At 66.1% G+C, this 14,469-nt stretch carries 14 protein-coding genes; 7 read left to right on the top strand and 7 right to left on the bottom strand.

All coding sequences use genetic code 11. The features are described 5' to 3' along the window. Nucleotides 1-21: 21 nt before the first annotated feature. Nucleotides 22-1,140: a mandelate racemase/muconate lactonizing enzyme family protein gene (locus tag LQK81_RS12790; protein WP_230806700.1), complete on the bottom strand. Its 1,119-nt coding sequence runs from the start codon at nucleotides 1,138-1,140 to the stop codon at nucleotides 22-24. Between the two features lie 119 nt (nucleotides 1,141-1,259). On the opposite strand from LQK81_RS12790, the gene LQK81_RS12785 reads away from it, so the two are divergent. Continuing rightward, nucleotides 1,260-1,937, top strand: a complete 678-nt coding sequence (locus LQK81_RS12785; RefSeq protein ID WP_230806699.1) for a GntR family transcriptional regulator — start codon at nucleotides 1,260-1,262, stop codon at nucleotides 1,935-1,937. A 9-nt stretch (nucleotides 1,938-1,946) separates the two neighbouring features. On the opposite strand, the gene LQK81_RS12780 is transcribed toward LQK81_RS12785, so the two are convergent. Next, nucleotides 1,947-2,942, bottom strand: a complete 996-nt coding sequence (locus tag LQK81_RS12780) for a GntR family transcriptional regulator (RefSeq protein ID WP_230806698.1) — start codon at nucleotides 2,940-2,942, stop codon at nucleotides 1,947-1,949. Between the two features lie 166 nt (nucleotides 2,943-3,108). On the opposite strand from LQK81_RS12780, the gene LQK81_RS12775 reads away from it, so the two are divergent. The 6 genes from LQK81_RS12775 to LQK81_RS12750 all read left to right on the top strand — a co-directional run bounded on the left by LQK81_RS12775 (nucleotide 3,109) and on the right by LQK81_RS12750 (nucleotide 9,199). After that, nucleotides 3,109-4,212 carry an Ldh family oxidoreductase gene (locus tag LQK81_RS12775; protein ID WP_230806696.1) on the top strand — a complete coding sequence of 368 codons (1,104 nt, stop codon included), beginning with the start codon at nucleotides 3,109-3,111 and terminating at the stop codon, nucleotides 4,210-4,212. Between the two features lie 69 nt (nucleotides 4,213-4,281). Then, the gene (locus tag LQK81_RS12770; RefSeq protein ID WP_230806694.1) at nucleotides 4,282-4,995 is read left to right on the top strand and encodes a FadR/GntR family transcriptional regulator; all 714 of its coding nucleotides are present in this window, start codon (nucleotides 4,282-4,284) and stop codon (nucleotides 4,993-4,995) included. Between the two features lie 108 nt (nucleotides 4,996-5,103). After that, a complete protein-coding gene (locus LQK81_RS12765; RefSeq protein ID WP_230807126.1) occupies nucleotides 5,104-6,033 on the top strand; it encodes a sialic acid TRAP transporter substrate-binding protein SiaP in 930 nt (309 codons plus the stop codon). A gap of 63 nt (nucleotides 6,034-6,096) precedes the next feature. After that, nucleotides 6,097-6,675: a TRAP transporter small permease gene (locus tag LQK81_RS12760; protein ID WP_230806692.1), complete on the top strand. Its 579-nt coding sequence runs from the start codon at nucleotides 6,097-6,099 to the stop codon at nucleotides 6,673-6,675. Between the two features lie 4 nt (nucleotides 6,676-6,679). Next, a complete protein-coding gene (locus LQK81_RS12755) occupies nucleotides 6,680-8,086 on the top strand; it encodes a TRAP transporter large permease (protein ID WP_230806691.1) in 1,407 nt (468 codons plus the stop codon). Nucleotides 8,087-8,155: 69 nt separating this feature from the next. Then, on the top strand, nucleotides 8,156-9,199 hold the full coding sequence (locus LQK81_RS12750) for an L-idonate 5-dehydrogenase (RefSeq protein WP_230806690.1): 1,044 nt from the start codon (nucleotides 8,156-8,158) through the stop codon (nucleotides 9,197-9,199). 26 nt (nucleotides 9,200-9,225) lie between these two features. Here the strand turns inward: LQK81_RS12750 and LQK81_RS12745 are convergent, their stop codons facing one another. The 5 genes from LQK81_RS12745 to LQK81_RS12725 all read right to left on the bottom strand — a co-directional run bounded on the left by LQK81_RS12745 (nucleotide 9,226) and on the right by LQK81_RS12725 (nucleotide 14,367). After that, the gene (locus LQK81_RS12745; RefSeq protein ID WP_230806688.1) at nucleotides 9,226-10,155 is read right to left on the bottom strand and encodes a right-handed parallel beta-helix repeat-containing protein; all 930 of its coding nucleotides are present in this window, start codon (nucleotides 10,153-10,155) and stop codon (nucleotides 9,226-9,228) included. A gap of 95 nt (nucleotides 10,156-10,250) precedes the next feature. Next, nucleotides 10,251-10,823 (bottom strand): flavodoxin, encoded by a 573-nt coding sequence (locus tag LQK81_RS12740; RefSeq protein ID WP_230806687.1) that lies wholly within the window; start codon nucleotides 10,821-10,823, stop codon nucleotides 10,251-10,253. 43 nt (nucleotides 10,824-10,866) lie between these two features. Continuing rightward, nucleotides 10,867-12,063 (bottom strand): (R)-mandelonitrile lyase, encoded by a 1,197-nt coding sequence (locus tag LQK81_RS12735; RefSeq protein WP_230806685.1) that lies wholly within the window; start codon nucleotides 12,061-12,063, stop codon nucleotides 10,867-10,869. Nucleotides 12,064-12,287: 224 nt separating this feature from the next. Then, nucleotides 12,288-13,304 carry a zinc-dependent alcohol dehydrogenase family protein gene (locus tag LQK81_RS12730; RefSeq protein WP_230806683.1) on the bottom strand — a complete coding sequence of 339 codons (1,017 nt, stop codon included), beginning with the start codon at nucleotides 13,302-13,304 and terminating at the stop codon, nucleotides 12,288-12,290. A 73-nt stretch (nucleotides 13,305-13,377) separates the two neighbouring features. Further along, nucleotides 13,378-14,367 (bottom strand): aldo/keto reductase, encoded by a 990-nt coding sequence (locus LQK81_RS12725; RefSeq protein ID WP_230806682.1) that lies wholly within the window; start codon nucleotides 14,365-14,367, stop codon nucleotides 13,378-13,380. Nucleotides 14,368-14,469: the final 102 nt, after the last annotated feature.

Raw genomic sequence — 14,469 nt, 5'->3', positions numbered from 1 at the left:
CGGGATGGGGCACTGTCCCGGTCAGCCGATGCTCTTGCCATAGCGCGCAAAACTCTCTTCCAGCACGGTCGTGCTTGCGCCGGGCTTCTCGGGCCGCCGGTAGACGCCGTCGCGAACGTCGATCGGCTCCTCGAAGTGGTCCTTGATCCACGGAATGTATTCCAGGATCGTCGCGGCGGGATGCCAGTAGCTCAGGTGCACATGCACCTGGCTCATCTCGCCCGCATGCGGCACCACCGGCAGCCGGTGCGCATGGGCGAGGTCGGCGACCTGGATATATTCCGTCACCCCTCCGAGCCGCGTAACGTCGGGCTGCACATAGGCCACCGCCCCGGCCGAGATGAACGCACTGAAGGCATCCACCGTATAGAGCTGTTCGCCGAGCGCGATCGGAATGGCCGTGCTGCGCGCAAGAGCGGCATGGCCGGCCACGTCGTCGTACCAGAGCGGCTCTTCGAACCAGTAGATGTCGAGGTCGCGCGCCTGCATGCAGAAGCGCTGGCAGGTCGGCAGGTCCCATTTGCCGTTGCCGTCGATGGCGATCCGCACGGACGATCCGACCCGCTTGCGCACGGCCGCAAGCCGGGCGATGTCCGTGTTCGGATCGTCGTGCCCCACCTTGATCTTCAGGCGAGTGAACCCGTCCACCTCGACCGCCTTCGCCGCACCGGCAAGCAGGGTCTCCATCCGGAACGACAGCCAGCCGATATCGGTGTTGTAGGCCTCCAGGCTGTTCGTTCGCGCGCCGCCGAGATAGGCCCAGAGCGGCTGCCCGGCCTTCTTCGCCCTGAGATCCCACAGCGCGACATCGACCGCGGCCAGGGCCAGATGCGTGATGCCGGCGCGGCCCACCCATTGCAGGGCGGGATAGCGCGCAAGCTTGGTCCACAGCCGCGCATGGTCGTTTGCGTCCTCGCCGACCAGAAGCGGCGCATAGCAGTCGCGGATGCAGGCCGTGATCAGCCGATCGGACGGCAGGTGGGCATGGGTGCCGGTGAAGCCGTAGCCCACCAGCCCGTCGGTGGTCACGACCTTCGTGCCGACGACGCCCCAATGCGTGATGCTGTGCGTCGAATCCGAAATCGACTCCGACGTCAGCGGCAGATGCAGAATGAACGGCTCGACTGACGCGATCTTCATCGGGCTTCTCCTCTCCTCTTCCTCGGCAAGAGTCCTAGCGCAAGGCGAGCGAGTCGAAAAATAAAAAATTTTTTATTTATTTACTTGCCTGTCGGATACGGCTGGCGGATTCTCCGGCCATGACCATGATCAGGACCACCCTGGCCGAGCAGGCCTACCAGGAACTTCGCGCGCGCATCGTCAGCGGGCGGCTACCCGGCGGCCGGCGGCTGCTGCCGAACGAACTCGCCGCCGATCTCGGGATCAGCCCGACGCCGGTGAAAGAAGCCTGCCTGAGGCTCGAGGCCGATGGACTCGTGGCGACATCGACGCGACGCGGCATGGTCGTCCGCAGCTACAGCGAAGAGGATGTCGAGGAACTGTACGCGGCCCGCATCCTGATCGAGAAAGGCGCCGTCGAAGCCGCCTTCGACACCGGCCGGATGACCGATACGCTGTGTCGCGACCTGTCCCGGAGCCTGGACAGGCATCGGCAGTTTGCCGCAGGCACCTCGCTCGACGATCTCGCACAGGCACTGGTCCACGACCGAGCGTTCCATAGCACCCTCGTGGAAGCCGCCGGCATCCGCACGATCTCGGAAGCGCATGCGCGCATCCTCGGGCAGACCCATACGCTGTTCGTGTCCGTGCCCGGGGACTATGAAAGGTCCGTCGACGAGCACGGGGCCGTCCTCGACGCGATCACCGCAGGGGACAGGCAGCAGACCGTGCAGGCTCTGGTCCATCACCTGGCGCGAAGCCGCGAGAATACGCTGCGGCAGGTGCGCATCCTGGCGGAGCAGGCGCCGCGCTCGTGAAAGCCATCCTCAATCGAGGCGTTCGAGATAGGGCAGTGGCTCCGGCGAGATGACCTGCGCCACCGCCTGGATGCGCCGCATCGCCCGCTCGCGCGATATCTGCAGATGGCGAACCAACGCCTCCTTCGCCCCGCCGATGTCGCCGGCGAGAAGCCGGTCGATGACGTCCAGGTGCTCCGGCAGGAAGGGCTCGGTGTCGAACAGCTCCGATGTCCACCGGTAGAGGAAATGGTGGGCGACCAGCAGCGCCTGCGGCAGGCTGATCGCCCGCATCAGCGAATCGTTGCCGCAATGGCCCAGAAGCTCGACGTGAAGCTCCTGCTCCAGCGCATCGAGCATCTCCGCCTCGGTCGGGGACGCGGAGGCGATGGCGGCCTCGACATTATGCCGAAGGCGCAACAGCAGGCCTTCCGGCAGCAGGGGGAAAGCTTTCTCCAGCGCGAGCGGTTCGAGCACCCAGCGCAACTCATAGAGTTCGTCGATGTGCTTTGCCGTCAGCGCCGGGGCATACCAGCGTCCGCGGTCGTCCTTACGGACGATGCCGCGCTGCTGGAGGCGCGCCACGACGTCGCGCGCGACCGTCCGGCTGACGCCGTGATGCTTGGCGAGCATCGCCTCGTTGATCCGCCAGCTGGCAAGCGAGGTTCGCGAAACGATCTCGATCTCGATCTGCGGGTAGAGCAGTTCCCAGCTCGAGAGGAAATGGATCCGCGGATCCGCCGCCGGTTGCGGCTCGACCCCGCCGGTATCCGGTTCGGCTCGCGACGGGCGATCTCCGGCAACCACCTCGTATCCCCTCGCCCCCGCCTTGTGCACCAGGCCGAGACGCTCCAGTTCGGCAAGCGCGTGGCGCGCCGGCGCCCGGCTGATCCCGAAGCGCCCGGCCACGCCGCTTTCGGTCAGGCGCATGCCTGCGGAAAGCGCGCCGCCTGTGATCTCGGATGCCAGCGCGTCGCGGGCGCGCTGGTAGAGCCTGGGGGCGATCCCGGATGTGCTGCTTCCCATTTCGCCGATCGCTCCTGCTTGCGGTCCTGTCGACGGCACCCGGACGTCGCCCTGCGGCAGCCCCGCCTGCGCAATGCCAGGCGCCCTTCGTGCAAGAGGGGATTGCATGGGACCAGACGCTTGTCTAGTGTGCACATAGTACATTGCATACCCCGGAGAGGTTTTCATGTTGCATGCCGATGCGCAGGCCCGCGTTTCGCTCGCCGCGCTGGACCGCTTCTGCCGCGACATATTGAAAGGTGCGGGCGCCGACGAGGCGACGGCCGATGCGGCCACCCGCGCCATGCTGCACGGCACCCGCCACGGCGTCGACAGCCATGGTGTCCGCCTGCTGGCCCACTATGTCGCCGGTCTTTCCGGCGGGCGGATCAACAGGACGCCGCAGGTGCGCACGCTCGGCGGCTTCGGCGCCGTGGAAACGCTGGACGCGGACGACGGGCACGGCGCGCTCGCCGCCTACCGGGCGATGGAACGCGCGGTCGATCTGGCCGGCCGCTTCGGCATCGGCGCCGTCGCCATCCGCAACACCTCGCACTTCGGACCCGCCGGCGCCTATGCGCTGGAGGCGGCGCGGCAGGGCTTCATCGGCCTTGCCGTCTGCAATTCCGACAGCATCGTGCGCTTGCACGACGGCGCCACGCGCTTCCACGGAACGAACCCCATGTCCGTCGCCGTCCCGGCTCCGGGCCAGGATCCCTGGCTGCTCGACATGGCCACCAGCGCCGTCCCCTTCAACCGGGTCCTGCTCTATCGCAGCCTCGGCACGCCGCTGCCGGACGCCGTCGCCTCCGACCTGAACGGCATCGACACGCCCGACGCGGCAAAGGCGGAGATGCTGGCACCGCTCGGCGGCGAATTCGGCTTCAAGGGCGCCGGGCTGGCGGGGCTCGTCGAAATCCTGAGCGCGGTCCTGACCGGCATGAGGCTGAGCGTCGACATCGCATCCATGCAGGGACCGGACTTCTCGACCCCGCGCGGCATGGGCGCCTTTGTGCTTGCGCTCAAGCCGGAGGCCTTCGTCCCGCGCGACACCTTCGAGGCGGGCATGGCACGCTACCTGGAGGTGCTGCGCGGATCGGCGGTGCGGGAACAGTGCACGGTCATGGCGCCGGGCGACAGGGAGTGGCGGGAGGCAGCAAACCGCGAAGCCAACGGGGTCAGTCTCGATCCGGCGACACTTGCGGCGTTTGCCGAACTTGCGGACCGATACGGCGTGGACCTGCCTGATGCGGGAGAAGGCCGGTTGACTTCGCCCGACAATGCTATCTAATGGGAGAAATTGGTAAGGCCACCTTACCAGATGCGTGCGCGGGAGGATGAGCACGCGGGGAGGACCAGGATGTTCATGGCATTGGAGCCGCGCCGCCTCTACAGGCAGGTCGCGGACCAGATCCGTACGCTCATCGGAACCGGCGAACTCGTCGTCGGCGAACGGCTGCCGGCCGAACGCGAGCTTGCGGAACGCTTCGGCATTTCGCGTCCGACCGTGCGCGAGGCCCTGATCGTCCTCGAACTGGAGGGTCTGATCCAGATCCGCATGGGTTCCGGCGTCTACATCATGCGCCAGCCGGCCGCCGGCCCTGCCGCGCTGCCGGCCGATGACAAGGACGGCCCGTTCGAGATCCTGCAGGCCCGCTGCATCGTCGAGAGCGCCATCGCCGAGGAAGCCGCCCGGTGCGCCGGCCCGCAAAGCATTGCAGCGCTCGACGCAAACCTGAGGCTGATGCAGGATGCGCTCGGCGATCCGGAGCGTGCCATCACCCTGGATTGCGCCTTTCACGGCGCCATCATCGACATCATCGGAAACGCGGCGCTGAAGCGCTTCACCGGTCTCGTCTACGACCGGCGCTCGTCGCCCTACTTCGCAAAGCTCGCGAGCTATTTCGAAGGTCCGCACACGTGGAAACTGGCGCTGGAGGAGCACCAGGTCGTCCGCGACGCCATCGCCGCAGCCGATCCGTCCGCCGCGCGCGAAGCCATGCGAACGCATCTGACGCTGGCGCAGAAGAGATTCTCTGAGAGCTTCGGGGAGGAGCAGGCAAGGGAAGACTGATCCTGCCGCACGGGATGCGCAGGAGAGGGAAAGAGGAAACTGAACTCAATTCGGGAGGAAAGAATGACATTCAGTTTGAAAGCAGTCCTGGGCGCCACCGCCCTCGTCATGGTGTCCGCCTTCGCGGCCCAGGCAGAGACCGTCCTGAAATGGGCGCATGTCTACGAGACGTCCGAGCCGTTCCACACCGAATCCGTCTGGGCTGCCGAGGAGATCGCCAAGCGGACTGACGGCCGCTACAAGATCGAGGTGTACCCCGCCTCGCAGCTCGGCAAGGAAGCCGATATCAACCAGGGCTTGAAGCTCGGCACCGTCGACATCATCATCTCCGGCTCGAGCTTCGCCGCGCGTGACTTCAAGCCGATCGGGGTCACCTATTTCCCCTATATCTTCCGCGATCCGAGCCATCTGATCGCCTACACCAAGAGCGACGTCTTCAAGCGCCTCGCCAAGGGCTACGAGGACAAGACCGGAAACATCATCACCGCCGTCAGCTATTACGGCACGCGCCAGACGACCTCGAACACGGCGGTCGAGAAATGCGCCGACCTGGCGGGCGTGAAGATGCGCGTTCCGGACGTGCCGGCCTATCTGGCCATGCCGCGCGCCTGCGGAGCCAACACCGCGCCGATCGCCTTCGCGGAAGTGTACCTCGCCCTGCAGAACGGCACCGTGGACGCACAGGAAAACCCGCTGACCACCATCGAGGCCAAGAAGTTCTTCGAAGTGCAGAAGAACATCATCCTGACCGGCCACATCGTCGATCACCTCAACACCCTGATCTCCAAGAGCCGCTGGGAGAGCCTTTCGGAAGAAGACCGGAAGATCTTCGTCGAGGTCATGCAGGAAGCCGCGGCCCGCACGACGAAGATCATCGAGGAGCGTGAGGTGGCTCTCGTCGAGGACTTCAAGAAGCGCGGCCTCAACGTCGTCGAGGTCGATAAGGCCGACTTCGAGAAGACCGTGCTCGAAAAGGTGACCTTCGAGGAGTTCGGCTACGACAAGGCCGACTGGGAAGCCATCCGCGCCATCAAGTGATTTCGGCAACGGCGCGGCCCGGAAGGGTCGCGCCGTCCACACTTTCGAGACGGGATATTCTCTATGTCTGCGACGCAGGAAATTCACACTCAGGTCACGCCTGAGGAACTTGCCCATACCTTCGACGAAGCACCCGTGGACGTGGACCTGAAGGTCTATTCCTTCGAGGACTGGGTCACGCTGGCGCTCTTCTGGCTGATGACGGGCTGCGTATTCCTCCAGTTCTTTACGCGGTATGTGCTGAACAACAGCTATGCCTGGACGGAGGAGATCGCGGTCAACTGCCTGATCGGCGTGGTCTTCCTCGGATCGGTGATGTGCGTGCGCATGTCGCGCCATATCCAGGTGGACGTTCTCTACCACTATCTTCCGAAAAGGGTGACTCGCGTCCTCGCGACGATCGTCGACCTCGTGAGGATCGGTTTCTTCGCCTACGGCACCTGGCTGATGTGGCGCTACATGGAGATCGTCGCCGACGAGGAGATGGTGACCGTGGCCCTGCCGCGCAATATCGTCTTCTACACCGTGCTCGCAGCCTTCGCCCTGATGTTCCTGCGTTCCATCCAGGTCTTCATCGCCAACATGCGCCGCGGCTACTCCGTGCTCGAGCGGCCGGAAGCATTCCAGAACGCGGAGGATTGATGACATGCTGGTTCTGATTGGCTCCTTTCTTCTGCTGATGCTCATCGGCCTTCCCGTCGCAATCTCGATGGCCGTCTCGTCCGTGCTCTACATCGTCCTCTATGGCGTTGCGCCCGACATCATCGCAGCGCAGCGGATGATCGCCGGCGTCGAGAGCTTCCCGCTGCTCGCCGTTCCCTTCTTCATCCTCGCCGGCAACCTGATGAACGTCGCGGGCGTCACCGGCCGCATCTATTCCTTCGCGGTCGCGCTGGTCGGCTGGATGAAGGGCGGGCTGGCGCAGGTGAACATCATCGGCTCGGTGGTCTTCTCCGGCATGTCCGGCACGGCCCTTGCCGATGCGGCGGGCATCGGCACCATCGAGATCAAGGCGATGAAGGATCACGGCTACCCGGTCGAGGCCGCCGTCGGCGTCACCGCGGCGTCTGCCACGCTCGGCCCGATCTTCCCCCCGTCCCTGCCTTTCGTCATCTACGGCATGATGGCGAACGTCTCGATCGGCGCCCTTTTCATGGCCGGCATCGTTCCCGGCGTCGTCATGACGGTCCTGATGATGGTGACGGTCGCGATCTTCGCCTACATCAAGAGCTGGGGTTCGGACACGCCTTTCAGCCTGCGCATGATCTTCGGCGCATCGCTGGAAGTCCTCGTGGTCATGATGGTGCCGATCGGCATCTATCTGCTGACCCTCATCGGCCTTCCGCTCAATGGCGCCATCCTGGTCGCGCTCGCCGTCCTGCTCGTCTGCGACTGGTACTTCGACTTCTCCGCCGTCATGGCGCTGATGACGCCGGTGATCCTGATCGGCGGCATGACGATGGGCTGGTTCACACCCACTGAGGCCGCCGTCGCAGCGGTGCTCTGGTCGCTGTTCCTCGGCCTCGTGCGCTATCGCACGATGACCTTCCGCACGCTCGCCAAGGCGACCATGGACACGATCGAAACGACCGCCTCGGTGCTCTTCATCGTGGCTGCCGCCTCGGTCTTCGCCTGGCTGCTCACCGTCAGCCAGACGGCGCAACTGCTCTCGACGGCCATTACCGGCCTGACGGACAGCAAATGGGTGTTCCTCATCCTGGTCAACCTGCTGATGCTCTTCGTCGGCTGCTTCCTCGACACGATCGCGGCGATCACCATTCTCGTCCCGATCCTGTTGCCGCTGGTGCTGCAGTTCGACATCGACCCGGTGCACTTCGGCCTGATCATGACGCTGAACCTGATGATCGGCCTGCTGCACCCACCGCTCGGCATGGTGCTCTTCGTGCTCTCGCGCGTCGCCAAACTCTCGGTCGAGCGGACCACGATGGCGATCGTCCCCTGGCTGGTGCCGCTGTTCATCGCGCTGATCATCATCACCTTCGTCCCGGCCGTCACGCTGTGGCTGCCGACCGAGATGGGCCTGATCCGCTGACGCAGCCTGGCCCGCGCCGGACGATCCGGCGCGGGCCTCGTCCCCAACCAAGACCAAGGAAGAAGCGGCATGCTGACACGGGTGGCACGTCTTCACGGAACACGCGACCTGCGGGTCGAGACCCAGGAGGTCCGCCAGCCCGACCCCGGCGAGGTGCTGCTGCGCATGGCCGCCGGCGGCATCTGCGGCTCCGACCTCCATTACTATCAGGACGGCGGCTTCGGACCCGTCCGGGTGCGCGAGCCGATCATTTCCGGGCATGAGGCATCGGGATACGTCGAGGCGATCGGCGACGGCACGACCCCTCTGAAGGTCGGCATGCTCGTCGCCGTCAACCCGTCGCAGCCCTGCGGCAAATGCCGTTACTGCACCATCGACCAGCCCATCCACTGCCTCGAAATGCGCTTCATGGGCAGCGCCATGCGCCTGCCGCACGAACAGGGCATGTTCCGCGACCGGCTGCTCGTGCCGGCCATCCAATGCCATGCCGTAGCCGAAGAGCTGTCACCCGGGGAAGCCGCCTGCGCCGAGCCGCTCGCCGTCTGCCTGCATGCGGTCGCCCAGGCGGGTGACCTTGAAGGAGCAAGGGTGCTTGTGACGGGTGCCGGCCCGATCGGTCTCCTGACGACGGCTGCGGCACGTTACGCCGGCGCCGGCGAGATCGTCGTCACCGACCTGACCGACGCGGCCCTTTTGCGCGCGCCGGCGATGGGGGCGACCACCACCGTCAATGTCGCGCAGAACCCCGAGGGATTGGCACCCTGGCAGAAGGACAAGGGAACCTTCGACGTCGTCTTCGACTGTTCGGCCGCCGGACCGGCGCTGCGCACAGCCTTCGCCGCCGTCAGGCCGCGCGGCACCGTCGTCCAGGTCGGCGTCACCGGCGACATCACCATTCCGCTCAACGCGCTGGTCGGCAAGGAAATCGTCTGGCGCGGCTCGCAGCGCTTCCATCACGAGTTCGCGCAGTCGGTCGATCTCCTGTCGCGCCGCGCCATCGACGTGCGGCCGATCATTTCCCACGCATTTCCGCTCGAAAGGGCGGTCGAGGCCTTCGAACAGGCCGGCGACCGCACGGTCGCCTGCAAGGTGCAACTCACCTTCGGCGGCTAAGTCCACACTCCGCGGGCCGCTCCCCCTCAGCGGCCGGGCGCCGGAGCGCCGTTTCTCGGATATTCGACATTATCGGAGATCGTCGGGCTGGAGCTATCGACGGAATAATATCCGTAGCCACCCATCTCCAGGTGGTTGTTGGTGATCGTGACGCCGGTGATCGGTCCGCCATTGGCGCGGCCGTCGACATAGATCGGATAGCCGCTGTCGCCGAGCAGCAGGTTGCCGGTCACCTTGACGTTGGCGATCGGGCCGAAGTCGTTTTTGATGAAGACGTCGGAGGTGTCGCGGCCGATGACGGTGTTGCCTTCGATCAGCACGCCGTTCTGGCCGCCCTGCACCGAGATGCCGTCATAGTGCGGATCGGAACCGGCCGCCTCGAGGTCGTGGATGTAGTTGCCCTTCACCGTGCTGGCGCCGCCCTGCAGGACGATGCCGTTCTCGGACCTGGAGATGTCGTTGCCGCTGAAGTTGCCGCTGCCGAGGATGGCGGCATTGGCGGTGCCGGAATAGCCCGGACCGGTGATGTCGTTGTTCTGGATGGTGACGTTCTTGGCGCCCTCGGCGTCGATACCCCAGGTGCCGGTGTACTTGATGACGCTGTTCTTGATCACGACGTTGTCGGCGGTGATGCGCAGCGAGCCGTTGATGATCGCGTTCTCGATCACCGTGCCGTCCTCCGATATCTCCATCGGACCGCTATAGGCCTCGAGCGTGGTGCCCGGCGGAACGCCGGCGCTCGCGGCATCCGGGAAGCCGGATGCGGCAGCGGCGTCCACCAGGACGATCCCGCTGCGCGCGCCTCCCGCCTGTGCGAGCGAAAGCCAGGGCTCCGCATGCGGCGGCAATTGGCGGCTGCCGGCAGGGCCGGGCGTCGCAACGATCAGGGCCACCGCCCCCACGGTCCCCAGGGATTTCACGAGGCGCATCGCGGCAAGGCTGCACGACATGGGCATGATCTTCCCCTTCCCCCGAAAGCCGAATTGTGTCGCATCTCGGCCCCGAAAGAAAGTTCGGAATACGCACCGCCGGTTGTTGTGCGCCGGACCGGTCAGCCGGCGAGCCAGCCGGTCACCCGTTCCAGCGTCCTGCGTTCCTGATCAGCCTCCATCGCGAACACGGGGCGAATGTCGGCCCGCTGGGCGAGCAGGCCGACGACCTCGAGGCTGTCTCCCAATCCATAGCCGCCATGGGTGACGAACGGATGGACGACCTTGCCGGAAAGGTCGTGCGCCCGCAGGAAGGACCGGATGACGGGTGGCGCCGTCATGCCCCAGATGGGGAAGCCGAGATAGATCGTGTCGTACCGGCGAACGTCCGCCACGAAGTGGGCGAGGCCCGGCAAGGTGCCGGTCGCGGTCTCCCGCCGGGCCTGCGCCACGGTCTCTTCGTAGTCCTCCGGATAGGGCGTGGCGGCTTCGATCTCGAAGGGGCTCGCCGCCCTTGCCCTGCCGATCTGACGGGCAACGACTCGCGTGTTCCCGGTGCGCGAGAAGCAGGCGACCAGCGTCCGGCCGGAATCGGCCCCGTTCCCGGATGCCGCCTCGCCTGCCACGGCCATCAGGCCGGCCGCAGCAAGGGGCACGGCCTTCAGGAGATCGCGCCTTGCAATGCCGCCCTGCATTCGGCGGCTTTCCCGGGTTCTGCCGGACATCTCGATCGACACGTCAGTCGGCCTCGACACCCTGATTGTAGTCCTCGTCGGTCACCTTCTCCATCCAGGTCACCACGCTGCCGTCCAGTGCCTCGGCGACGGCGAAATGCGTCATCGGTTCATCGGCAGATGCCCCATGCCAGTGCTTCACATGCGGAGGGATCCAGACGACGTCTCCCGGACCGACCTTCTCGACCGGCCCGCCCTCCTTCTGGATCCAGCCGCGGCCGGAGATGATGAAGAGCGTCTGCCCCAGCGGGTGCGTGTGCCAGGCCGTGCGCGCGCCTGCCGAAAACGACACCGTCGCCCCGCCGATCCGGGCGGGCGCATCGCCGCGATAGAAGCCGGAGGTCTCGACCCGGCCGGTGAAATACTGCTCCGGGGCGCTTGCCCGCCCCTCGTCGGCGCGGATGACCTTCAGATCGCCCGCGGCCGGTTGCGCCGCTGCCGGGGTCGCGCGGGCCTCGAAAACGCGCTGCAGCACCGGCACCGCGGACATCGCCCGCGGCCATCCCGCATAGAAGGCGACATGGGTGACGACCTCGGATGCTTCCGCCTGGCCGAGGCCGTTGTCCATCGCCCGGTTGGCATGGAAGGGCAGTTGCTCCGGCTGGCCGATGGCGATCAGCGCCGACATGGTCACGAGGCTGCGGTCGCGGGCACTGAGATCGGGGCGCTGCCAGAGGTCACCGAACAGGACGCGGTTGGTGAGGTCCGCAAGCGCCGGAGCCGTCGGCGCCACCACCGTCTCGACTGTTGCCGAACGCGCCGCCTCCGCCGCAGCCTCGAGCGCGACCCGTGCCGCCTCGCTGTCCGCCACCGCGGCAATGCCGCGCTCGTCGAATACCTTCTTCGCCTCGCCCACCGCCGAGATGGCGTTCGGCCAGCCCGAATAGAAGGCGAGCTGGGTGATCAGTTCGCCGATCTCCGCCGGTTGGACGCCGTTGTCGAGCGCCCTGCGGACATGGCCGCCGATCTGCGCCGTCTTGCCGGTGGAGACGATGGCTGCGACCGTGACGAGGCTGCGGTCGCGCGGGGCGAGTTCCGCCCGCTCCCACACCTCCCCGAAGAGGACGTCGTCGGTGAAATGACCGAGCCCTGGGGCGACGTCGTAGACGGCCGGCGGGGCCACACGCGTCCGACGGTCCTCCGCTTCCGCCATCGTCGCAGCGAGCGCGGAGATGGCGATGCCGGCGGCAATCTTCTTCATGGGACTTTCCTCTTTTGCTGGATGAATTGTCGCGTGGCAGGCCTCGATCGGGGAAGGCGTCTTGCCGAAGGGCATAAGGTGGGCATTGCGGTTCGCCGGATTAGATGGCGAAATCCGCATGGGCCTATCTTTCCGGCTCATGAAAACGCGCGCGGCCGGAGCCACGCCAGCGCACCTGAATGTGCCATCCCGCGCGCCGTCGCGCAGGATGGCTCCCGTCGTCGTCAGACGCGCAGCAGCGTCTTGATCGCGCGCCGCTCGTCCATTGCCCGGTAGCCTTCCGCCACATCGGCCAGCGGAAGTTCGAGGTCGAAGACCTTGCCGGGATTGATGGTGCGGTCGAGCACGAGATCCATCAGGTAGGGCAGGAAGCGGCGAACCGGTGCCGGGCCGCCAAGCAGGCTCTTCTGCTGGAAGAACAGGCTCTGGCCGTCGAACTGGACGCCGTGCGGCACGCCGACGAAGCCGATCTTGCCGCCGGGACGGGCGCAATTGATCGCCTGCATCATCGATTCCTGCGTACCGACGCATTCGAGTACGGATTCGGCGCCGACACCGCCGGTCAGGTCCTTGATGCGGGCCACGCCTTCGTCGCCGCGTTCGGAGATGATGTCGGTCGCCCCGAATTCGAGCGCGAGGTCCTGCCGCGTCTTGTGGCGGCTCATGGCGATGATCCGCGCGGCCCCCATCTGTTTGGCCGCCAGAACCCCCATCAGGCCGACTGCGCCGTCACCGACGACGACGGCGGTCGAGCCTTCCTGCACGCCGGCCGCATCGGCCGCGTACCAGCCCGTGCCGAGAACGTCCGACGTCGCCAGCAGGCTGGGGATCAGGTCGTCGGACGGAGTTTCGGCCGTGGCGACGAGCGTGCCGTCGGCGAGCGGAACGCGCGCGAACGGCGCCTGCGCCCCGACCATGAACTCGCGCTGCTCGCAGGAGGACTGGAAACCGAAGCGGCAGTGCGGGCAGGTGTTGTCGGAAAGGCAGAACGAGCCGACGACGAACTGCCCGGGGCGCACGGTCCTGACTGCGCTGCCGACCTCCATGACGACGCCGCAATATTCGTGGCCCATCGCCATCGGCGCCGTCACTTCGTTCGCGCCGCGGAACGGCCACAGGTCGGAGCCGCAGATGCAGGTGGCCGACAGCCGGATGATCGCATCGGTCGGTTTCAGGATCTTCGGTTCGTCGACCTCTTCGCATCGGACGTCGCCCGGACCGTAAAGCATGGTGCCTAGCATGGACGTTTCCCTTTCATGTCTGGACGTGGAGCCGCAAGGCGGCGGATGTCATGCCCGTGGGCGCGGCCGGCGTTCAAAGACCCGTGGTCTTCAGCAGTTGCTCGGGATAGCGCTCGCCCTCGATCCGGATCTCCGCCGCCGCCCGCTCGATGTCGGCAAGGTCGGCGGCGGTGAGCTCGACCTCGACCGCGCCAAGGTTTTCCTCCAGCCGATGCAGTTTGGTCGTGCCGGGGATAGGCACGATCCATGGCTTTTGCGCCAGGAGCCAGGCGAGCGCGATCTGGGCGGGCGTGGCCTGCCTCTCGCCGGCGATGCGCTTGAGGAGGTCGACGAGCGCCTGGTTCTTCTCCATCGCTTCGGGGGTGAAGCGCGGCAGGATGCTGCGGAAGTCGTTCTCGCCGATCTTCGTATCCTTGCCGAAAGTGCCGGTCAGGAACCCCTTGCCGAGCGGGCTGTAGGGGACGAGCCCGATGCCGAGTTCCTCGCAGGCGGCGATGATGCCGTTGGTCTCCGGGCCGCGGGTCCATAGCGAATATTCGTTCTGGAGCGCGCTGACGGGCTGCACCGTATGGGCGCGGCGAACGGTCTGCGCGCCCGGCTCCGAGAGCCCGAAATGCCGGACCTTGCCTTCGGCGATCAGGTCCTTGACCGCACCGGCCACATCCTCGATCGGCACGTTCGGGTCGACGCGGTGCTGGTAGAAGAGATCGATGACCTCGACGCCGAGCCGCTTGAGGGAGGCGTCGCAGACTTCGCGGATATGATCCGGACGGCTGTCCTGCCCCGCCGATTTGCCGTCCTCGATCCGGAAGCCGAATTTGGTGGCGATCACCACCTGGTCGCGAACCGGGGCCAGCGCCGCACCGACGATCTCCTCGTTGGTGAAGGGGCCATAGACCTCCGCCGTATCGAAGAAGGTCACGCCGCGATCGACGGCCGCCCGGATGAGGTTGATACTTTCGACCTTGCCGAGCGCCTGACCGTAGCCGAAGTTCAGCCCCATGCAGCCGAATCCGAGCGCCGAGACTTCCAGGCCGCTCTTTCCAAGTGTGCGCTTTTGCATGTCAATTCTCCATCTTCGCTTGACGGTTGCGACAATCCGGATCCGCCAGGGCAGCAGGCGACAGGCTGGCTTGCGTGCCGGACGGAACTTAACGCTGGCGAA

This window comes from Rhizobium sp. GN54 (genome assembly GCF_021026345.1).
Taxonomy (GTDB): Bacteria; Pseudomonadota; Alphaproteobacteria; order Rhizobiales; family Rhizobiaceae; genus Mycoplana.
This window is presented reverse-complemented; position numbering and strand designations above follow the sequence as displayed.